Origin of the sequence: Streptomyces sp. ICC4 (assembly GCF_003287915.1) — a bacterium.
Classification (GTDB): Bacteria; Actinomycetota; Actinomycetes; order Streptomycetales; family Streptomycetaceae; genus Streptomyces; species Streptomyces tritrimontium.
In genome coordinates this window covers 625058-643547 of the sequence record NZ_CP030286.1, presented here as the reverse complement: position 1 = coordinate 643547, position 18490 = coordinate 625058, and the positions used below count along the sequence as shown (strand labels likewise).

Sequence of the window (18490 nt, the reverse complement as noted above, 5' to 3'; positions counted from 1 at the left end):
GCTCGTCTCCGACGGCCATGTGCCGTCTCAGCGTCTCGTTCTGGGGCTCGGACCAACCGGTGCGGACGATGCCCGCCGGCGTCGGGTACTCCCGTGCCCTCGTATTCATGGACCCTAACGCGCAGGTAGGACAACGCCATCCCGCTTCCCGAACTGTTCGCTCGGAGCGCAAGGTCCCGGACCCTTCCCGGAGGTCCCTCAACGGGCAAAGCCGAAGGGCCCGGACGCGACGGCGTACGGGCCCTTCGGGCCATGCTCGGGTACTGCTCCGCGGGGGTTGACCCGGGTGTTACTTGGCCTCGTCGGCGGCGATCTCGCCGTCGGCCTCGACCACGTTCTCGACGGTCTCGGCGGCCTGCTCGACCGCGTTCTCGTCGTCCTCGTCGTCAGAGAGGTCGACGACCTCACCGTTGGTGTCGGTCACCTTGGCGACCTCGACGACGGCCGCGAGGGCCTTGCCGCGGGCGACCTCGCCGACGAGCATCGGAACCTGGCCGCCCTCGACGACGGCCTGGGCGAACTGGTCGGGGGACATGCCGGAGGAGGCAGCACGCCGCATGAGGTGCTCGGTGAGCTCCTCCTGGTTGACGTTCAGCTTCTCCTTGTTGACGAGCTCGTCGAGGACGAACTGCGTCTTGATGCCCTTGATCGCCTGCTCGGCGGTCTCGGCGTCGAACTCCTCGACCGTCTTGCCCTGGATCTCGAGGTACTTCTCGATGGAGAGACCCATCTGGCCGAGCTGGTGGTGCTCGAGGTTGTGCTTGCGGGTCTGGACCTCGTCCGCGAGGAGCTTCTCGGGGATCGGGACCTCGATGAGCTCCAGCAGCTTCTCCAGGACGCGCTCCTGGGCCTGCGTGGCCTGGTCGTACTGCTTCATGTTCTCGAGGCGCTTGCGGCTGTCGGCCTTCAGCTCCTCGAGGGTGTCGAACTCGCTGGCCATGCCGGCGAACTCGTCGTCCAGCTCCGGCAGCTCACGGGCGGAGACCTTGGTGACCTTGACGGTGACCTCGGCGTCCTGGCCCTCGGCGGAGCCGCCCTTCAGCTGGGAGGTGAAGGTGGCCTCGCCACCGGCCTCCAGGCCCTTGACGGCCTCGTCGATGCCTTCGAGCAGCTCGCCCGAGCCGATGGTGTAGGAGACGTCCTGGGCGACACCGTCCTCCAGCACCTCGCCGGCGACCTTGGCCTCGAGGTCGATCGTGACGACGTCGCCGTCCTGGGCGGCGCGCTCGACGTCCTTGGTGGACGCGAAGCGGCCGCGCAGCTGCTCGACCGACTTCTCGACGTCCTCGTCGGAGACCTCGATGGCGTCCACGGTGACCTCGATGCCGGAGTAGTCCGGGATCTCGATCGCGGGACGGATGTCGACCTCGGCGGTGAAGGCCAGCAGCTCGCCGTCCTTCAGCTCCGTGATGTCGACGTCGGGCTGGCCCAGCGGGTTCAGGTCGGCCTCGTTGACGGCCTCGGTGTAGAACTTCGGGAGGGCGTCGTTGACGGCCTCCTCCAGCACCGCACCGCGGCCGAAGCGCTGGTCGATGACGCGGGCCGGGATCTTGCCCTTGCGGAAGCCCTTCACCGTGACCTGCTGGTTGATCTTCTTGTAGGCCGCGTCGAGGCTGTCCTTGAGCTCCTCGAAGGGCACCTCAACAGTGAGCCGAACCCGAGTCGGGTTCAGGGTCTCCACGGCGCTCTTCACGGTTCGGTCTCCTTGTGGCTGACTGCGGGGGTCTCTGCTGTCGCCGCGACTCAGCGGTTTTCAGCGGATCGGGCCCGGTACATCAGACACACGGGCACGCAGCTTGCATAGTAGCCGCAAGCGGCAATCAGCCCACAACGCGATCATCGATGCGGTCTCGATGAGGGTGCGCGCGGCCGGGCGGAAGCCGTGGGGAAGGGGAGGCGCCGAGGGGAGACACAGCCCCCTCCGGGCGCTTCCTGCTGGTCGGGGTGGCCGGATTCGAACCGACGACCTTCCGCTCCCAAAGCGGACGCGCTACCAAGCTGCGCCACACCCCGTCGGTGCGACACGTAGGGTACATGCCCGAAGACCCTCCGCCGTGCGGAGTTTCGGCGAAAGCGCCACCACTCGCGCACCCGGGCCCGAAATGCGGTGTGCGATCCGCCGCCCCGACCCGCTAGGATGCTGTCCGTGCCGAGGTCCCAGGACCTCCGTCACACGTCATGCGGGTGTAGCTCAATGGTAGAGCACTAGTCTTCCAAACTAGCTACGCGGGTTCGATTCCCGTCACCCGCTCAGAGACACAAAGGGCCAGGTCAGAGGACATCTCCTCGACCTGGCCCTTCGTCGTTCCCAGGGCTGCGCCACGGTGGTGGGCCCGGTGCTGGCGCCGAGCTTGTCGGCACACCAGCGCCGCACGAGGGGCGTCGTGACGGTCAGGGTGGACCCGCGTACGCGATCTACGCGGGAGAACCTCCTACGGCCCCTGATCACGCTCGACCCCGAACCGGGCAGGACACCGGCCAGAGCCGCTCCGCTGACCGCGTGGCTTGCTGACGGGCCCGAGGTGGTGCGGCCGGCCGGGTTTGGGGTGTAGGGGAGGCCACGCATTGACCAGGCTGCCCCCAGAGCGCGTCCCGGGTCCGCAGGGAGGATCGTGGAAGGAGGCCCCTAAACGCGCCTGCGTCCGCCCTCGCGCCGGGCACCACTCGGACGGCGACGTCGGCAGCCGCACCACCAATCCGGGAGGCACACCATGCGTAAGGTCATTGACTGCAGGGACTACCCCAGCGAGGCCAAGTGCAGCCTGACCATCACGGGCGAGGAAGAAGAAGTAGTCCGGGCGGCCACCGAGCACTCCGTGTCCGTACACAGCGAGGTCGACACACCGGAGTTCCGCGCCATGCTGCGGACCATGCTGAAGGACGAGGCGCCGCAGCACGCCTGACATCCAAGGCCCGCCTCCCGGAGGCGGGGCATGCATGGTGAACTGCAAACTGCGTCCTACTCGTGCGCTGACCGGTCGCCGTGTCCTTCGCGTGCCAGGTTGGGCGGCGGCGGGCGGGGAGTAGCGGGCAACGGCAGCACGGGGGCTGGGAACGCGCAGGTCAGCGGCACCGCGGGTCAGGGTCGATGTGGGTGAGCGATCTTCCAGACTAGCTGCGCGGGTTCGGTTTCCATCACCCGCTCTGAAGTCGAAAGGGCCAGGTCAGAGGATGTTTCCTCGACTCGATCTGGCCCTTCGTCGTTCACGGGGGGCGCGGTGCTGCCGGGGCGGGCGGCGCGCTCGGGGGTTCAGAGTTTGATGCCGGCGATCGTGTCCGCTAGGGAGTTCAGGAAGCGGTTGACGTCCGGGGCGATGGAGCTGGACGCGAGGAAGAAGCCGAAGAGGACCGCGACGACCGCGGGGCCGGCCTTGAGGTGGTTACCGCGAACGAGCACCACCAGGATGATCGCCAACAGAACCACCACTGACAGAGAAATGGCCACTTCTGATCACACCTTCGGTCGTCCCCTGGTCGGCCCGGGGGACGGCCTGGCGTACCCCCACATGGACCATCCTCCCACCAACACGCCCCGGCTATCCGTCCCGTGACGAATCGGCAGTGGCCCGTTCGCGTCAGGGCGCGGCGATGCCCAGCAGCGAGCGGACATACGCGTACTTCGCGGACAGCCTGTCCCGGGTGGGCGCGTCGAGGACCGCGAGGCGGGCCGGGTCCGCGTTGTGCGCGAGGTCGGCCTCCTTGACCAGGCGGGCGCCGGGCGTGGCGAGGATGCGGGCCGTGTACCCCTCGACCGGTTCCCCGGGGCGCTTCGTGAGCGCCAGGACCATGGCCTTGACGTGCGGGGGGAGCGCGGCGGAGGCCAGCCAGTCGGGGCTGAGCGCATCGTCCTCGATCGCGTCGTGGAGCCAGGCCGCCGCCTGCTGTTCGGCGGTGCCGCCGCGGGCGCGGACGCCCTCGGCGACGGCCGCGAGGTGCTCCGCGTACGGCCGGCCGGCCTTGTCCGTCTGGCCCTCGTGCGCGGTGCGGGCCAGGGCTTCGACCTCTATGAGTGTCAGGGGCTGTTCCGTCATCCGAGCTCCTTCGCCGCCGTGCGCAAGGCCTGCGCGACCCGGCGTACATCTGCCTGGGTGGTACGCCAGTTGGAGAACGCCGCGCGCAGGGCGGGGGTTCCCGCGTACGTCGTGGGGGTGACGAAGACCTCGGACCCGGCCGCTTCGCGCAGGGCCGTCAGGCGGGCGGGGGTGGGCCGTTCGGCGAGGGTGAAGCAGACGACGTTCAGCCGGACCGGGGCGAGGACCGTGAAGGACGGTTCCGCGGCGAGCGTCTCGCCCAGCGCGCGGGCGCAGGCGATGTCCCGCTCGACGATCTCGCGGTGGCCCTCGCGGCCGTAGGCGCGCAGCGTGAACCAGGCGGCCAGGGCCCGCAGTCGGTGGGAGTTCTCGGGGGTGAGGTGGACCAGGTCGGGGTTCTCGCCGAGGGGGCCGAGGTAGGCGGCGGCGTTCTGGAAGACGCGGGCTTGCAGGTCTCGGCGGCGGGTGAACTGGACGGCGCTGTCGTAGGGGACGTTGAGCCACTTGTGCAGGTCGACGCAGACGGAGTCGGAGGCGTCGAGGCCCGCGGTGAGGTGGGCGTGTTCCGGGGAGAGCGCGGCGAAGGCGCCGAAGGCGGCGTCCGTGTGCAGCCAGAAGTCGTGGCGTTCGCGCAGGGCGGTGATGGCCCGGAGGTCGTCGAAGTCCACGGTGTTGACGGTGCCGGCGTTGGCGACGACGACGGCGGGGCGTCCGGGCGCGTCGGCGAGCGCGCGTTCCAGGGCGGCCGGGTCGACGGCCTCGCGGCCCGGGAGGGTCGGTACGGGGACCAGGGCGCGGCGGCCGAGGCCGAGGACGGAGAGGGCCTTGGCGATGGAGGAGTGCGGGGCGCCGGAGAGGACCCGGACCGGGCCGAGGGCGGCCGCGCCGTCCTCGGCCGGGGAGACGCCGAGGCGTTCGCCGAGCCATTCGCGGGCGATGGCGAGGCCGGTGGTGTTGGACATGGTGGCGCCGCTGACGAAGGTGCCGGTGTGGGCGTCGGAGAGGTGGAAGAGGTCGCGGAGCCAGGTGACGGTTTCGCGTTCGAGGTCCTGGCCGGCGCCGTCCAGGGCGGAGTTGGAGTTCTGGTCGTGGGCGGCGGTGAGCCAGTCGCCCGCCAGGGCGGCGGGGGTGGCGCCGCCGGTGACGAAGCCGAGGTAGCGGGGGCCGGCGGAGGCGGACAGGCGCGGGGCCCAGCGGGCGGCGAAGGCGGCGAGGGCCGCCTCCGTGCCGGTGCCGTGTTCGGGCAGGGCTTCGGGCTCCCGCGGCGGCCCGTCCGGGGGCGGCGGTACGACGGGACGCGCGTCCAGGGCCGCCAGGGCCGCGGCGGCCGCGTCGCGGGTGGCGTCGAGGAGGTCGGGGAGGCGGGCGAGGTCGGCGGCGAGCGTGCGGTCCATGGGCGCACGGTAGGGGCCGCCGGGCCCGGCGGCCCGGGCCAATCGCGCCCGGGTGGCCTTCGGGCCCACGCTCCGGGGCGGGAGGATGGGCGCGCCCGCCCAGGCCGCCTCGTCGGGGGCGCCCGCGTGGGCCAGGTCGCCGGCCAACTCGGCGGTGTAGAAGGCGACGTTGCGGGCGAAGTGCGGATCCTGGAGGTCCGCCGCCCGGCGCGCGTGCCGGGCCGCGCGGGCGTGCTCGCCGAGCGCCGCCCAGCAGCGGGACTCCAGGGACTCCAGCTCGGCCTCGCCGAAGAAGGACATCCACTCCGGGTCCGCCGCCGCGGGGCCCCGCGAGAACTCCGTGTGCGCCCGGGTCAGCGCCTCCTCGCAGGCCTTGCGGTCCGCGAGCCCCGCCCAGCCCCCGGCCTCCCGCAGGGCCAGCAGGGACAGCAGCCGCGGGGACCCGAGGGCCCGGGCGGCGCGGCGGCCCGCCTGGGCCGCCCGTACCGACTCGCGGGGACGCCCGCAGTCCCGGGCGAGGAAGGCCATGTTGCTGAACGCGTGGGCCTCCAGGGCGGCGTCCCCCGCCACCCGGGCCGTGGCGAGCGCCTCCGCGTAGTGCGAGCGGGCGTCGTCGAAGCGGCCCGAGTCGTGTGCGAGCCAGCCGACCGAGACGGCCAGCTCGCCCGCGCCCGCGTGCAGCCGGTCCTCGGTGGACTGGCGGGTGGCCCCCGCGTCGAGCAACGCGTAGGCGGTGCGCAGCGGTTCCGCGGCCCGCCGGTACAGGGCGTCCGCCCCGTGCCGGTCGTCCAGCAGCCGGATCTGGCGTACGGCGTCCTCGACCGCGGCCGCCTCGGACTCGCCGGCGCGGGAGGGGAGCCGGCGGGTGTCGCCGAGCAGGGTGAGGCTGAGCGTCGCGGCCGCCACGGTCGCGGAGCCGCCCGCCATGAACGCGCGACGCAGCACGTCGCTCTCCTTGGAACGCGAAGGGGAACCGGCGGTGGGGCGCCGGGTGAAGGGGGAGAACGGCGAGGAGGGCGAGGGACGTTCGCGCTGCGCGAGCCGGCCGCGGACGCTCTCGCGCGGGGAGAAGCCGAGATCGGCCAGGGTGCGGCCGGGGAACATGTGGAGGAAGACCCGCTCGTAGGCGTAGTTGGGGCAGCGGATCTCGCCGGACTCGACCCGGCCGACGTAACGGGCGTCGCAGGAAACCGTTTCTCCGATTTCCTTCGCCGCCCTGCGCACCATCGCGGCGAACTCGGCCGGGGAGTGCTGACCGCGCAGCCGCCGGAAGGGGGTGTTGGGTGAGTGGGGGGACGCCGCCATCAGTTCCCTTGCTCTCTGGTAGTTTCCCTCTGCCCCGCTAAGGGGTCGGCTCGGGCTGGACCGCAGCCCTCGGGTTGGAAGCCCCCCTCCGTGTAGGTGGGGGAGCGGAGTCACGGACGTGGCCTCTCTGGCTGCGAACCATCCCCATGACGGGTGAGCTTCAGCGGCATGAAAGTACCGCTGGAGCTGGGATGCCCACCCCGGGTTTGGCTACAAAACGGATATCTCACCCGCGATCCGCCATGAACTGCCATCCTTTGCAGCGTCTTGCCGCCGCACCTGTTGACGCCCCCGTGCGTTGAACCCATGCGGAGTGGGAGGAAGCTTCCTGGCTTCCGGCATCCACTCCCGCGAGGTTCGTACGCGGATCGAGGAGGGGTTCCCTTGGTGGAGGGCGGCATGGAGAGCACTGGAACGAACACCGCGCCCGAGCCCGGCGCGCCCCTGATCACCGGCTCATACCTGATCACCGGCGCGCCCTCGGTCGCCGGAGCCCCGGACCTCGTCACCGTGCCCACCCGGCAGGGCCTGGAGGCCGTCGACATCATCCGCCGGGCCGCCGGCCAGGCCAGCGCCAGCCGGGCCGGCGGCGTCGGCCCGGTCCTGCACGACGGCTCCGGCAGCACCCTCGGCTTCCTCGTCCCGCCCGGCACCGCCGACGCCTGGGACCTCCCGGGCAGCGCCTGTACGCACACCAACGGGCGCGGCATGCGCTTCGGCGACACCTCGCCGACCGCGGGCGACACCGGCTGGCTGCTGCCGCCGGAGGCCGTCGGGCCGGTCACCGATCCGGAGGTGCTGCGCGCGGCACTCGGCGAGGCGGCCCGGCTGATCGAGGCCGCCGACAACTGCCGCTGACCCCCCACGGTCCCTGACCAGCCATAATGAGGACGTGGCAGGCAAGGGCAAGGACAAGCGGCGCGGGCGCGACACCTCCGAGGCGCAGCTCGGGCAGGTGGACGGCGGCCAGGCCGTGCTGGAGCCCGACCGGGAGCGGTCGCGCGCCTGGACCCTGCTGATCGACGGCGCCCCGCAGTCGCACGTGGACCTGGACGACCCCGGACACCTGGACTTCTCCTACCAGCGCCGGATCGGCCACCTGATCGACCTCGTCGCGCCCGCCCGCCAGCCCCTGAACGTCCTCCACCTCGGCGGCGGCGCCTTCACCCTCGCGCGCTACACGGCCGCCGCGCGCCCCCGCTCGACGCAGCAGGTCGTGGAGATCGACGCCGGGCTCGTGGCCTTCGTACGGGAGCACCTGCCGCTGGACCCGCAGGCGCGCATCCGGGTCCGGTCGGTCGACGCCCGGGCCGGGCTGGCCAAGATCCCCGACGGCTGGGCCGACCTGGTGATCGCGGACGTGTTCAGCGGCGCCCGCACCCCCGCGCACCTGACGAGCACCGAGTTCCTGGACGACGTACGCCGGGCCCTGGCGCCGGGCGGCTGGTACGTGGCGAACCTCGCGGACGGGCCGCCCCTCACCCACCTGCGGGGCCAGATCGCGACGGCCGCGTCGCGCTTCACGGAGCTGGCGCTCGCCGCCGATCCGGTGGTGTGGCGGGGCAAACGATTCGGCAACGCCGTCCTGGTGGCCGCCGACCGTGAGCTCCCGCTCGCCGAGTTCACCCGCCGCGTCGCGAGCGACCCGCACCCCGGCCGGGTCGAACACGGCCGCGCCCTCATCGATTTCGCGGGCGGCGCCGTCCCCGTCTCGGACGCCTCGGCGGTCGCCTCGCCGGAGCCCCCGCCGTCGGTCTTCCGCTGACCCTCGGCTCGGGGGTCGCTCAGCTCGGGGGTCGCTCGGCTCAGGGGTCGACGATCTCCACCAGCGGGGGGTGGTCGTGCCACGTGCAGAACACCGACACCTCCCGGCCGTCGCGGGTGAAGGTGACGCGGATCCAGGACTCGTGCTTCCACACCTGCATCCGCCAGCCGGCCGCCGGGGTCGCCGAGACCAGCTCGCCCGAGGAGGCGCCGAGGTCGAAGACGACCCGCCCGCCGGAGACGCTGTACGACTTCACGTTCCCGCTCGCGCCCGCGCCGCCCTGACCGTTCGAACGCGCGGCGGGCGCCGGCCGCGACGGCGGCGTCGACGCCTTGGCGGAGGCGGACGGGGCGGACTCCGAGGGGGACGCCGGGGCGGAGGCCGAGGGCGAGGAGGACGGGTCCGGGTCCGGGGGCAGCGCCTGGTGCGTCGAGGAGGAGAGCGGCCGCGTGGTCAGCGGCACCGCGAGCGGGGGATCGTAGGCCGTGCCGGACATGACCGTGTGCACGCCCCACCACGACAGCGTCACCGCAGCCCCGGTCGCCAGCGTCCACGCTCCCGCATGGCTGACTGCTCTACCGACATGTCCTCGTCGCATCGGGGGACATCCTGCCCCACCCGTCCCAGACCTGGACCGGCACCCTCGGGCATCCCCCGAATGGGCTACGGTGCGGGCCATGGCTAGTGTGCTCGTGGTCGAGGACGACCAGTTCGTACGTTCCGCCCTCATCCGGCACCTGACCGAGGCCTCGCACACCGTGCGCAGCGTCGGCACCGCCCTGGAGGCACTGCGCGAGGTCGCGCACCACCGCTTCGACGTGGTCATCCTCGACCTCGGGCTGCCCGACCTGGACGGGTCCGAGGCGCTGAAGATGCTGCGCGGCATCACCGATGTGCCCGTGATCATCGCGACTGCCCGGGACGACGAGGCGGAGATCGTCCGGCTGCTCAACGACGGCGCCGACGACTACCTGACCAAACCCTTCTCCGTGGAGCACCTCTCCGCCCGGATGGCCGCCGTGCTGCGCCGCGCGCGCTCCGCCGCCGGGGCCGAGCCGCCCTCGCGGGTCCTGCGCGTCGGCGGCCTGGCCATCGACCCGCTGCGGCGCCAGGCCGAGCTGGACGGGACGGTACTGGACCTCACGCGGCGGGAGTTCGACCTGCTGGCCTTCCTCGCGGGGCGGCCGGGCGTGGTCGTGGCCCGCCGGGAGCTGCTCGCGGAGGTCTGGCAGCAGTCCTACGGCGACGACCAGACCATCGACGTCCACCTGTCGTGGCTGCGCCGCAAGCTCGGCGAGACCGCCGCGAGCCCGCGCTACCTGCACACGCTGCGGGGTGTGGGAGTCAAGCTGGAGCCGCCTCAGTGAGCGGCGCACGCGCGGCCACCGGGCCGCGGGCGGGCACGACGGCCGCACCTCCGCGCCGCGCGGGCGACCGCGACGACAGCCGCTGCCGCGGCGGAGCGAGCCGACGGAGATGAGGTGGGCGCTGGTCAAGGTGTGCCTCGCGGTCACCGTCATGGTGGTCGTGGCGTTCGCCGTGCCGCTCGGGCTGGTCGTCCAGGAGATGGCCAGCGACCGGGCGTTCTCCAACGCCGAGCGGCAGGCCGCCACCATCGGGCCGACGCTGTCGATCACGACGGACCCGGTCCAGCTGCGCAAGGCGGTGGAGTCCACGCAGATGGGCGCCGCCCGGCGGATGGCCGTGCACGTCCCGGCCGTCGCAGACACCCCGCGCGTGGACATCGGCGACGGCTGGGCCGGGGAGCACGCCGTCGCCGAGACCCGGCGGATCGGGCGGGCGGCCACGGCCCCGGTGTCGGGCGGCGGCTCGGCGCTGCTCCAGCCCATCGCGCTCGGCTCCGGGGACATCGCGGTGGTGGAGATCCTCGTCCCGGAGAGCGAGGTCAGCAACGGCGTCGCCACCGCCTGGGTGGTCCTCGCGGGCGTCGGCCTCGCCCTGGTCGTGGGCTCGGTGGCGGTGGCGGACCGGCTCGGCGCCCGCCTGGTGCGGCCGGCCGAGCGGCTCGCGGACGCCGCGCACCGGCTGGGCGAGGGACGGCTGGGCGCGCGGGTCCCCGAGGAGGGGCCGAAGGAACTCCGCTCGGCGGCCGTCGCGTTCAACTCGATGGCGGACCAGGTGGTGGAGCTCCTCGCCAACGAGCGGGAGTTGGCCGCCGACCTCTCGCACCGGCTGCGGACGCCGCTGACGGTGCTGCGGCTCAACGCGGCCTCGCTCGGCGACGGTCCGGCGGCGGAGCAGACCCGGGCGGCCGTGGAGCAACTGGAGCGCGAGGTCGACACGATCATCCGTACGGCCCGCGAGCAGCGCGCGCCCGCCTCCGCCACGGGCGGCGGCGGTGCCGGCTGCGACGCCTCCGAGGTGATCCGCGACCGGATGGACTTCTGGTCGGCGCTGGCGGAGGACGAGGGCCGGGAGGTGCGGCTCGCGGGGGTCGACCGCACGGTACGGATCCCCGTGGCCCGGCCCGAGCTCGCGGCCGCGCTGGACGCCATGCTCGGCAACGTCTTCCGGCACACCCCGGAGGGCACTCCCTTCGCGGTGGACGTCCACGACGCGGGGGACGCGGTGATCGTGCTCGTCTCGGACGCGGGGGGCGGCATCGCCGATCCGGACGCGGCCCTGCGGCGCGGCAACGACGGCGGCCGGGACGGTTCGACGGGCCTCGGCCTGGACATCGTGCGGCGCGTCGCCGAATCGACGGGCGGTGACGTGCGGCTGGGGCGCTCGGTGCTCGGCGGCACCGAGGTGCGGGTGTGGATCGCCCTGGACGGCCGCACGCGGGGCGGGTCCGCCCGCGCGGGGCGCGGCCGGCGCAAGCGGCGGGGCGACTGACGGCACGGGCGACCGGCGGGGACCCCGCGGGGCGACCGGCCGCGCGGGTGGCTGACCGTGCGGGTGGCTGACCGTGCGGGTGGCTGACCGTGCGGGGCAACCGACGTAACCCCGGAGCGGTCGGGGGCGCGCCGCGCGCCCGGTATGTCCCCATGTCGATACGGTCCGCGCCATGGACACCCTCATCTTCGGCGGCCTCCTCGCCACCCTGATCGCGATGTACCGGGACGCGTCGCGGTTCGTGGTGCTCGGTGCCTGGTGGCTGATGCTGCTCGCCGTGATCCTGCTGATGGCGCACCACATCACCAGCGGCCTCGCCCTCACCCTGAGCTACTGACGGTGGCCGCGATGTCCAGCCTCCTCCCGGAGGCGCCGCTGGAGGGCGGGCTGCTGGGGCGCGTCCAGTACTGGTTCGCGTGCGCCTTCGCCATCGGCTGGACGGGTGTGGTCTGCGGCGGGCTCTTCTACCAGTTCGGGCTGTGGGAGTACCCGTGCCCGCTCTGCATCGTGCAGCGGATGTTCATGCTGCTGGCGGCGATCGGGGCCGGGCACGTCATCCGTACGGCGCTGACGCACGGGGCGGTCACCGGCCGCGACTACATGATGGGCTGGGGCCTCACGCTCGTCGCGGTGATCGCGGGCTCCTTCGCCTCGTGGCGCCAGACGATGCTGCACATCCTGCCGGGCGACAAGGGGTTCGGGAGCGAGGTGTTCGGCCTGCACCTGTACGTATGGGCGTGGATCCTCTTCCAGGCCTCGGTGGTCGCCGTCGGGATCGTCCTCGCCTTCGCCCACTCCACGGCCGACCGGGTCATTCCGGCCGACGGGCCGGGTGCGTACCGCACGGTGGGGCTGGCCGCGCTGTGGTTCCTGGGGCTGGTGATCGCCGTGAACATCGTGGCGGTCTTCCTCGAAGAGGGATTCCACTGGTTCCTCCCGGACGACCCCTCGCGCTACCAGTTCTTCCACGATGTGGGGATCATCGACTAGTGCCGTGCCGTGCCGTGCCGGGCGCCGTGACCCGGTGAACCCTGCCCGTCACAGCACTAGCGGAGGTTGGCGGGGAGTCGACGCCGCCCGCGCGCGAACGCGGCGGAACTGCTTGAGTACTCGCGCCCGCACCCCTATCGGATGGGAACCCGCCATGCGCTACGCAGTTCTCGGCACCGGCATCGTCGGCCGTACGGTGGCCGCCCGGCTGCTCTCCCTGGACCACGAGGTCGTCATCGGCACCCGCGACCCCGTGGCCACCCTCGCCCGCGGCGAGTACGCCGAGTGGCAGGCGGCCCACCCGCGAGCGGGGCTCGCCCGCTTCGCGGAAGCGGCGCGCGGCGGCGAGACGCTGGTCAACGCCACGGGCGGGCGGGTCAGCGTGGCCGCCCTGACGGCGGCGGACGCCTCGCACCTGGACGGCAAGATCCTGATCGACATCGCGAACCCGCTGGACTTCTCGCACGGCTTCCCGCCGGGGCTCGACCCGGTGGACGGCGACAGCCTGGGCGAGCTGATCCAGCGGACCTTCCCGGGGCTGCGCGTGGTCAAGACGCTGAACACGATGAACTGCCAGGTCATGGTCGACCCGGCCAGGGTTCCCGGCGACCACACCGTCTTCCTCTCGGGCGAGGACGCCGAGGCGAAGAAGGCCGTGCGCGAGCTCCTGTACTCCTTCGACTGGCGCGAGCACACCGTCATCGACCTGGGCGGGATCGAGACGGCGCGCGGCACGGAGATGCTGCTGCCGATCTGGCTCCGGCTGATGGGGGCCCTCGGCCACACGGACTTCAACTTCCACATCCAGGGCGCGCGGCGTACGGAGCCGGGCCCGCAGGTCTGACCCGGGGCCGGGCTCCGGGGGGCCGGGGTGCCCCTCAGTCAGTCGGTGGCGCTCGAGGCCAGCCGCTCGGCCTGGGCGCGGCCGACCTCGGCGGCGCGGTGCAGGTAGTCGCCGATGACGGCGAGCTCGGCGTCGGAGTAGCCCTCCAGTACGGCGCCGAAGGCGCGGCCCGGGGTCTCCCAGGCCGCGCCGATCCGGTCGCGGGCGGCGGGGGCGAGGGCGACGAGGGAGCGGCGGCGGTCGTTCGGGTCGGCGCGGCGCTCGACGATGCCGGCCTTGACCAGGCGGTCGACGAGCCGGGTAGCCGAACCGGACGTCAGGCCGGTGAGGCGGGCGACGTCACCGGTGCTGACCGGTTCGGGCTCCATGTCGAGGAGGGCGACGCACTGCAGGTCGGTGGGGTGCAGGCCGACGTGGTCGGCCATGGCCTGGCTGAAGAGCGAGTAGTCGGCGTAGTGCCGCTGGCTTTCGGTGACGATGCGCGCGAGCAGCTCGGCGCGGGTCCACTCCGCACTCGAACGGGGGTTGTTGGTTGACATCGGCTTCTCCGTGCTTCAAATTTGTCTGTGTGACACAGGAAATGCGTAACGCAGAGAATGTGTCACACGGAATCTGTGTCACGTCCTCAGTCTAGAACAGGAACGAGAACAGGAAGAAGCCATGTCGAAGATCCTCGTCACCGGCGGCCGCGGCGCCGTCGCCCGCGGTCTCACCGCCCTCCTCGCCACCGACGGCGTCCCGCACCGCCTCGCATCCCGCGAGCCCGACAAACCCGGCACCGTCCACTGCGACCTCCCACCACCTGACCGTGCCTGACGGGCCCCGGGTACGCGAAAGGCCCCGCTCCGCTTTCGCGGAACGAGGCCTTCTCGCAGGGTGAGTGACGGGACTTGAACCCGCGGCCACCTGGACCACAACCAGGTGCTCTACCAACTGAGCTACACCCACCATGTCCGGTCGGAAAACCGACCGGCCGAAGAAAAGGTTACAGGGTCCGGGAGGGTGCTCGCTCCCCCCTTTCCCCGTGCCCCTCGCTGTCGGGTACTACGGGGTGCTACGCGCCGGGGACGACGTGCTTGGCGGCGATGGTCCGCGCCGTGTCCGAGTCCGGACCGGGCTGCGGCACGAAGACGGCCTCCCGGTAGTAGCGCAGCTCGGCGATGGACTCCTTGATGTCCGCGAGCGCCCGGTGGTTGCCGTTCTTCGGGGGGCTGTTGAAGTACGCGCGCGGGTACCAGCGGCGCGCCAGCTCCTTGATCGAGGAGACGTCCACGATCCGGTAGTGCAGGTACCCCTCCAGCGCGGCCATGTCGCGCAGCAGGAAACCGCGGTCGGTGCCGACCGTGTTTCCGCAGAGCGGGGCCTTGCGGGGGTCCTTCACGTGTTCCCGTACGTAGGCCAGGACCTGCGCCTCGGCGTCCGCGAGGGTGGTCCCGCCGGCCAGCTCTTCGAGCAGGCCGGAGGAGGTGTGCATCTCGCGCACCACGTCGGGCATGGTCTCCAGGGCCGCGTCCGGCGGGCGGATCACGATGTCCACGCCTTCGCCGAGCACGTTGAGCTCCGAGTCGGTGACCAGTGCGGCCACCTCGATAAGTGCGTCGTCCGTCAACGAGAGCCCGGTCATCTCGCAGTCGATCCACACCATGCGATCGTTCATGCGCCCCACCTTATGCGGAAGGTCCCCCACATCGGTGACCGCCGATGCGGGGGACCTTCTTCGAGCGATGCCCGCAAGGGGCTACGCGTGCTCGCGCAGCACCCGCCCGGGGGCGTACAGCTCCGTCACCGTGGGACCGGCCGCGGCCAGTGCGGCCGCGGTCCGCTGGGGCTGAGGAGTGCGCTGGTGCGGTACCGGCGACTCCGACAGCTGCGCCACCTGGGCCACGTCCGCCTGCGGGCGACGGGCCCGGTAGGCGGAGCGGTAGGCGGCCGGGGAGGACCCCAGCTGGCGGCGGAAGTGCCCGCGCAGCGCGACCGGCGAACGGAACCCGCAGCGTCCGGCGACCTCGTCGACCGAGTAGTCGGAGGTCTCGAGCAGCCGCTGTGCCTGGAGCACCCGCTGGGTGATCAGCCACTGCAGCGGTGCGCTGCCGGTGAGCGAGCGGAACCGCCGGTCGAAGGTGCGCCTGCTCATGTAGGCGCGGGCGGCGAGCGTCTCCACGTCGAACTGCTCGTGGAGGTGCTCCAGTGCCCAGGCGACGACCTCGGCCAGCGGGTCGGCGCCGATCTCCTCCGGCAGAGACCGGTCGAGATAGCGCTCCTGGCCACCCGTGCGGCGCGGCGGCACGACGAGTCGACGGGCCAGCGCACCGGCCGCCTCGCTGCCGTGGTCCGTGCGCACGATGTGCAGGCACAGGTCAATTCCGGCCGCGGTGCCCGCGGACGTCAGCACATCGCCGTCGTCGACGAACAGCTCGCGCGGATCGACGTGGACGGACGGGTAGCGCTTGGCCAGCGTCGGCGCGTACATCCAGTGCGTCGTCGCGGGCCGGCCGTCCAGCAGACCCGCGGCGGCGAGCACGAATGCCCCCGTGCACAGTCCGACGATCCGGGCACCCTCCTCGTGCGCCAGACGCAGTGCGTCGAGCGCCTCCGGCGGCGGCGGTGAGGTGATGGAACGCCACGCGGGCACGACGACCGTGCCTGCCCGGGCGATCGCCTCCAACCCGTATGGCGCGGTCAGCTCGAGTCCGCCGGTGGTCCTCAGTGGACCGTCTTCACCGGCGCAGACGAGCAATCGATAGCGTGGAACTCCCGCGTCCTGCCGGTCAATGCCGAACACGGAAAGTGGAATGGAGCTCTCGAAGATCGGCCCGCCGCTGAAGAGCAGCACCGCGACGATCTCCCTGCGGCGACGCCCCGCGAGCTTCCTGCCGTCTACGACGACGGCGGTGGAATCCTGGCTCATGGCGCTAAGCCCCCCTTGGGTGTCGCGACTCCTTGGTCTGGTCGCACCTGCACGTTTCCCCTCGGCCTTGCACGTGGCTCCCCCGCCGTAAATACATGATCGAATCTACTGCGTCCCGTGGTGTCGGCGTGACAAGTTCAGCACGCAGCGCTATGTCGACTTGGCAACTTGGCGAAAAGTATTCGATCAGGAAGCGTTCCACTCCGCCACCCGCGAGGGAAGCGCACTGTCCGGCCATGGCCAGTACTCATAGGGTCAGGGACCCCCTGTGGCGGACTAGTCGCTGATGGTGAGGAGGTTGGGGGGACATTCCGGCAAGGGGGGTGACCTGCCGGGAAGTTGGCTGAAAACGTGCGGGTGTGGATGTGCGAATCGGTCAGTCGTGAGGGGGCAAACCGGCGGAACCGTGACATCCCCGGTGCACGGAGCCCCCGGCGCGCGAGTGCCGGCCCCGGTGGGCGGGCGCGGCGCGGTCCTCCACGGGCACCCGGGCGGCATTCCGCTCCTCCTTCTCCGAGTGCCGCAGCAGCACCCGGCAGGCGGCCGTGACGGCGGCCAGGCCGAGCGTGGCCACCGCTGCCCCGCCGAACGAGGTCCCGTAGACGACCAGGACGACCGGGACGAGCAGGCAGCTGAAAGCCGCCCAGCGCACCACGTCACCCGCGGGGTCGTCATGAGTACGTCTGGCGGGGTGCACGGAAGAGTGAAGAGGGGGAGGCGACATGTGGACGGACTGCTTCGGCTGAGCGGGCGACTGAGCGGGCTGGACGGGGTGAACCGGATGACCGGGCACGGCGTGCTCCCTGCGGGCTCTTCCTGGACGGTCGGACTCGTGTCCAACGCCGGGCGGAGCGGCTCGGTCACTGCGCGCACGGGTGGCGCCTACCCGGGACGGAGTCATTCGTCACTGCCTGTAGGGGACAGCGGCCATTGCCAAGGCGGCGGCGCTGCGGCATGCTCCCTTGGACGCTCTCCAAGGGCGGCATGCCCTGTGCAGCACAGGAGTGTCGCCGTACCCTGGTGGGTATGGCTTGGGAAGATGCTTCCCGGACAGAGCTCGGTCACACTGAGTTGCCATTCCCGGAATCTTCACCGCTAGAACCGTCGCTTCCGCCTACTGTCGCCACGCCGCCTTGTCCCTTCCCCCGAGGACCTCTTCGTCGAGACACCCATGGCCGGTCACGAATTCTCCGAACCTGCGGACCGCAAGCGCAAACACCTCGCCGATACTGAATCGGCCGACCTGCGCGCGGTGGAACAACCACGTCATCCCTGCGACCCGGCCTTCCGGCACGGGGTCGTGGTGGGCTTCGACGGATCCACGTCCAGCGAGCGCGCCCTCGCGTACGCGATCGGGATGGCCCGTCGCTCAGGATCCGGTCTGATCATCGTCCATGTGGCGAACCGGCTGCCCACCACCGTGTGGGCCGGCTGCGAGCCGCCGGTCTTCGTGGACGTGCCGGACCACCGCACCGAGGTGCTGGGCCTGGAGCTGGCGTGCGCCGACTACCTCTCCGAGGTCCCGTGGATCCTCGTCGAGCGCGGCGGGGACATCTGCCACGAGCTGGAGGAGGTCGGCCGGGAGTATTCGGCGGACGCCATCGTGGTCGGCTCCACGCACGGGATCGTCGGCCGGATCTTCGGCTCGGTGGCGGGCCGGCTGGCGAAGCGGGCGCAGCGACCCGTCGTTGTCATCCCGTAACCGACCGTATGTCGATTGTGTGGTTGTGAACCCCCTTGTAAGGGGTAGATAAAGGCTGCTGGGACGCAGCAAACAACTGCAGATCGAAGGGAGCCCGCCGTGGACAATGGTGTCTCTGCGGGAAGCACGGCCTCGACTTCGACCCTCGGGCACATCGCCCTGGGTCTCACCCTTCTCGCGTTCGGTATCGGCCACACCGGGATCATCGGCGGTGTGACCGTGGCCAACTCCGTGTCGCTCGCGACCTTCCTCGGCGGCCTCGCCCTGTTCGTCCTCGGGATCCTCGAATACCGCGGCGGCAACGGCTTCAACGGCACGGCCTTCGCGGGTCTCGGAGCCTTCTGGTTCACCTGGGCCAACGGCGCCGACGGAAAGGTTTCGGCACACGCGGCCGGACTGTTCCTCGTCCTGTTCGCCATGCTCGCGCTGACCCTCACCGCCGCGGCCTCGGGCGGACTGTTCGGCCAGGGCGTGTACGGCCTGTTCACCCTCTCGCTCGTACTCCTGGCGATAGGCACCTTCGCCGAGACCGACGGGCTGGCCAAGGCGGCCGGCTGGGTGGCGGCACTGTCCGGACTGCTGGCCTGGTACGGGGCCACCGCGGCCCTGGCGAGCTGGCCGATGGCGGTCGGCAAGGGCTCGCGCGGCGCGGTCGCCGCGAGCTGAGGAACCCGGCACGCAGCTCACGTGAGGCC

The 18490-nt window shown here is 71.9% G+C and carries 20 protein-coding genes, 3 tRNA genes and 1 pseudogene; 12 read left to right on the top strand and 12 right to left on the bottom strand.

Features of this window, described 5'->3' with window-relative positions; translation table 11 throughout:
* Positions 1-289: 289 nt before the first annotated feature.
* Both tig and DRB89_RS03040 read right to left on the bottom strand, forming a co-directional pair.
* The gene (tig, locus tag DRB89_RS03045; protein WP_112446553.1) at positions 290-1693 is read right to left on the bottom strand and encodes a trigger factor; all 1404 of its coding nucleotides are present in this window, start codon (positions 1691-1693) and stop codon (positions 290-292) included.
* Positions 1694-1936: 243 nt separating this feature from the next.
* Positions 1937-2013: transfer RNA gene (locus DRB89_RS03040), tRNA-Pro, on the bottom strand.
* 167 nt (positions 2014-2180) lie between these two features.
* Here DRB89_RS03040 and DRB89_RS03035 point away from each other — a divergent pair.
* Positions 2181-2251, top strand: a tRNA-Gly gene (locus tag DRB89_RS03035).
* Between the two features lie 460 nt (positions 2252-2711).
* On the top strand, positions 2712-2903 hold the full coding sequence (locus DRB89_RS03030) for a DUF1059 domain-containing protein (RefSeq protein WP_112446552.1): 192 nt from the start codon (positions 2712-2714) through the stop codon (positions 2901-2903).
* 347 nt (positions 2904-3250) lie between these two features.
* On the opposite strand, the gene DRB89_RS03025 is transcribed toward DRB89_RS03030, so the two are convergent.
* From DRB89_RS03025 to DRB89_RS43605, 4 genes and pseudogenes are all read right to left on the bottom strand, one after another.
* Positions 3251-3445: a hypothetical protein gene (locus tag DRB89_RS03025; RefSeq protein WP_112446551.1), complete on the bottom strand. Its 195-nt coding sequence runs from the start codon at positions 3443-3445 to the stop codon at positions 3251-3253.
* A gap of 130 nt (positions 3446-3575) precedes the next feature.
* A complete protein-coding gene (locus DRB89_RS03020) occupies positions 3576-4031 on the bottom strand; it encodes an HD domain-containing protein (RefSeq protein ID WP_112446550.1) in 456 nt (151 codons plus the stop codon).
* Complete coding sequence (locus tag DRB89_RS03015; RefSeq protein ID WP_112453163.1) at positions 4028-5425, bottom strand: pyridoxal-dependent decarboxylase; 1398 nt, start codon at positions 5423-5425, stop codon at positions 4028-4030. The genes DRB89_RS03020 and DRB89_RS03015 overlap by 4 nt, the downstream gene beginning before the upstream one ends.
* 81 nt (positions 5426-5506) lie before the next feature.
* Positions 5507-6730: pseudogene (locus DRB89_RS43605) on the bottom strand (tetratricopeptide repeat protein); the annotation flags it as partial.
* Positions 6731-7129: 399 nt separating this feature from the next.
* Between DRB89_RS43605 and DRB89_RS03010 the strand changes: the two are divergent.
* Positions 7130-7588, top strand: a complete 459-nt coding sequence (locus DRB89_RS03010) for a hypothetical protein (RefSeq protein WP_204357786.1) — start codon at positions 7130-7132, stop codon at positions 7586-7588.
* Positions 7589-7622: 34 nt separating this feature from the next.
* Positions 7623-8495, top strand: coding sequence for a fused MFS/spermidine synthase (locus DRB89_RS03005; protein WP_112449995.1), 873 nt, complete (start codon positions 7623-7625; stop codon positions 8493-8495).
* 40 nt (positions 8496-8535) lie between these two features.
* Here the strand turns inward: DRB89_RS03005 and DRB89_RS03000 are convergent, their stop codons facing one another.
* Positions 8536-9093, bottom strand: coding sequence for a hypothetical protein (locus tag DRB89_RS03000; RefSeq protein WP_112449996.1), 558 nt, complete (start codon positions 9091-9093; stop codon positions 8536-8538).
* A 79-nt stretch (positions 9094-9172) separates the two neighbouring features.
* Between DRB89_RS03000 and DRB89_RS02995 the strand changes: the two genes are divergently transcribed.
* From DRB89_RS02995 to DRB89_RS02980, 5 genes are all read left to right on the top strand, one after another.
* The gene (locus DRB89_RS02995) at positions 9173-9862 is read left to right on the top strand and encodes a response regulator transcription factor (RefSeq protein WP_112449997.1); all 690 of its coding nucleotides are present in this window, start codon (positions 9173-9175) and stop codon (positions 9860-9862) included.
* A 109-nt stretch (positions 9863-9971) separates the two neighbouring features.
* Complete coding sequence (locus DRB89_RS02990) at positions 9972-11351, top strand: HAMP domain-containing sensor histidine kinase (protein WP_112449998.1); 1380 nt, start codon at positions 9972-9974, stop codon at positions 11349-11351.
* 172 nt (positions 11352-11523) lie between these two features.
* The gene (locus DRB89_RS43600) at positions 11524-11688 is read left to right on the top strand and encodes a DUF5993 family protein (protein WP_204357787.1); all 165 of its coding nucleotides are present in this window, start codon (positions 11524-11526) and stop codon (positions 11686-11688) included.
* Positions 11689-11699: 11 nt separating this feature from the next.
* Complete coding sequence (locus tag DRB89_RS02985) at positions 11700-12341, top strand: disulfide bond formation protein B (RefSeq protein ID WP_112453629.1); 642 nt, start codon at positions 11700-11702, stop codon at positions 12339-12341.
* Between the two features lie 154 nt (positions 12342-12495).
* A complete protein-coding gene (locus DRB89_RS02980) occupies positions 12496-13185 on the top strand; it encodes an NAD(P)-binding domain-containing protein (protein WP_112449999.1) in 690 nt (229 codons plus the stop codon).
* 38 nt (positions 13186-13223) lie between these two features.
* Here the strand turns inward: DRB89_RS02980 and DRB89_RS02975 are convergent, their stop codons facing one another.
* Positions 13224-13724, bottom strand: coding sequence for a MarR family transcriptional regulator (locus DRB89_RS02975; protein WP_112450000.1), 501 nt, complete (start codon positions 13722-13724; stop codon positions 13224-13226).
* 121 nt (positions 13725-13845) lie between these two features.
* Between DRB89_RS02975 and DRB89_RS42675 the strand changes: the two genes are divergently transcribed.
* Positions 13846-14001 (top strand): hypothetical protein, encoded by a 156-nt coding sequence (locus DRB89_RS42675; protein WP_162688454.1) that lies wholly within the window; start codon positions 13846-13848, stop codon positions 13999-14001.
* A gap of 59 nt (positions 14002-14060) precedes the next feature.
* Here the strand turns inward: DRB89_RS42675 and DRB89_RS02970 are convergent.
* From DRB89_RS02970 to DRB89_RS02955, 4 genes are all read right to left on the bottom strand, one after another.
* Positions 14061-14133 (bottom strand) — tRNA-His (locus tag DRB89_RS02970).
* Between the two features lie 106 nt (positions 14134-14239).
* Positions 14240-14842: an oligoribonuclease gene (orn, locus tag DRB89_RS02965; protein ID WP_112450001.1), complete on the bottom strand. Its 603-nt coding sequence runs from the start codon at positions 14840-14842 to the stop codon at positions 14240-14242.
* Positions 14843-14923: 81 nt separating this feature from the next.
* Positions 14924-16093, bottom strand: a complete 1170-nt coding sequence (locus DRB89_RS02960; RefSeq protein ID WP_112450002.1) for a helix-turn-helix domain-containing protein — start codon at positions 16091-16093, stop codon at positions 14924-14926.
* 376 nt (positions 16094-16469) lie between these two features.
* A complete protein-coding gene (locus DRB89_RS02955) occupies positions 16470-16817 on the bottom strand; it encodes a hypothetical protein (protein ID WP_112453630.1) in 348 nt (115 codons plus the stop codon).
* Positions 16818-17264: 447 nt separating this feature from the next.
* On the opposite strand from DRB89_RS02955, the gene DRB89_RS02950 reads away from it, so the two are divergent.
* A complete protein-coding gene (locus tag DRB89_RS02950; RefSeq protein ID WP_112450003.1) occupies positions 17265-17795 on the top strand; it encodes a universal stress protein in 531 nt (176 codons plus the stop codon).
* A 99-nt stretch (positions 17796-17894) separates the two neighbouring features.
* A complete protein-coding gene (locus DRB89_RS02945) occupies positions 17895-18461 on the top strand; it encodes a GPR1/FUN34/YaaH family transporter (RefSeq protein ID WP_112450004.1) in 567 nt (188 codons plus the stop codon).
* Positions 18462-18490 lie beyond the last annotated feature (29 nt).

Excerpts from the sequence above, each read along its gene's own strand:
- orn (WP_112450001.1), bottom strand. The coding sequence starts at position 14,842 with ATGAACGATCGCATGGTGTGGATCGACTGCGAGATGACCGGGCTCTCG.
- DRB89_RS02990 (WP_112449998.1), top strand. The coding sequence starts at position 9,972 with ATGAGGTGGGCGCTGGTCAAGGTGTGCCTCGCGGTCACCGTCATGGTG.
- DRB89_RS42675 (WP_162688454.1), top strand. The coding sequence starts at position 13,846 with ATGTCGAAGATCCTCGTCACCGGCGGCCGCGGCGCCGTCGCCCGCGGT.
- DRB89_RS03000 (WP_112449996.1), bottom strand. The coding sequence starts at position 9,093 with ATGCGACGAGGACATGTCGGTAGAGCAGTCAGCCATGCGGGAGCGTGG.
- DRB89_RS03030 (WP_112446552.1), top strand. The coding sequence starts at position 2,712 with ATGCGTAAGGTCATTGACTGCAGGGACTACCCCAGCGAGGCCAAGTGC.
- DRB89_RS02985 (WP_112453629.1), top strand. The coding sequence starts at position 11,700 with ATGTCCAGCCTCCTCCCGGAGGCGCCGCTGGAGGGCGGGCTGCTGGGG.
- DRB89_RS03010 (WP_204357786.1), top strand. The coding sequence starts at position 7,130 with ATGGAGAGCACTGGAACGAACACCGCGCCCGAGCCCGGCGCGCCCCTG.
- DRB89_RS03020 (WP_112446550.1), bottom strand. The coding sequence starts at position 4,031 with ATGACGGAACAGCCCCTGACACTCATAGAGGTCGAAGCCCTGGCCCGC.
- DRB89_RS02950 (WP_112450003.1), top strand. The coding sequence starts at position 17,265 with ATGGCCGGTCACGAATTCTCCGAACCTGCGGACCGCAAGCGCAAACAC.
- DRB89_RS02975 (WP_112450000.1), bottom strand. The coding sequence starts at position 13,724 with ATGTCAACCAACAACCCCCGTTCGAGTGCGGAGTGGACCCGCGCCGAG.
- DRB89_RS02995 (WP_112449997.1), top strand. The coding sequence starts at position 9,173 with ATGGCTAGTGTGCTCGTGGTCGAGGACGACCAGTTCGTACGTTCCGCC.
- DRB89_RS02960 (WP_112450002.1), bottom strand. The coding sequence starts at position 16,093 with ATGAGCCAGGATTCCACCGCCGTCGTCGTAGACGGCAGGAAGCTCGCG.
- DRB89_RS02955 (WP_112453630.1), bottom strand. The coding sequence starts at position 16,817 with ATGTCGCCTCCCCCTCTTCACTCTTCCGTGCACCCCGCCAGACGTACT.
- DRB89_RS03015 (WP_112453163.1), bottom strand. The coding sequence starts at position 5,425 with ATGGACCGCACGCTCGCCGCCGACCTCGCCCGCCTCCCCGACCTCCTC.
- DRB89_RS43600 (WP_204357787.1), top strand. The coding sequence starts at position 11,524 with ATGGACACCCTCATCTTCGGCGGCCTCCTCGCCACCCTGATCGCGATG.
- DRB89_RS02980 (WP_112449999.1), top strand. The coding sequence starts at position 12,496 with ATGCGCTACGCAGTTCTCGGCACCGGCATCGTCGGCCGTACGGTGGCC.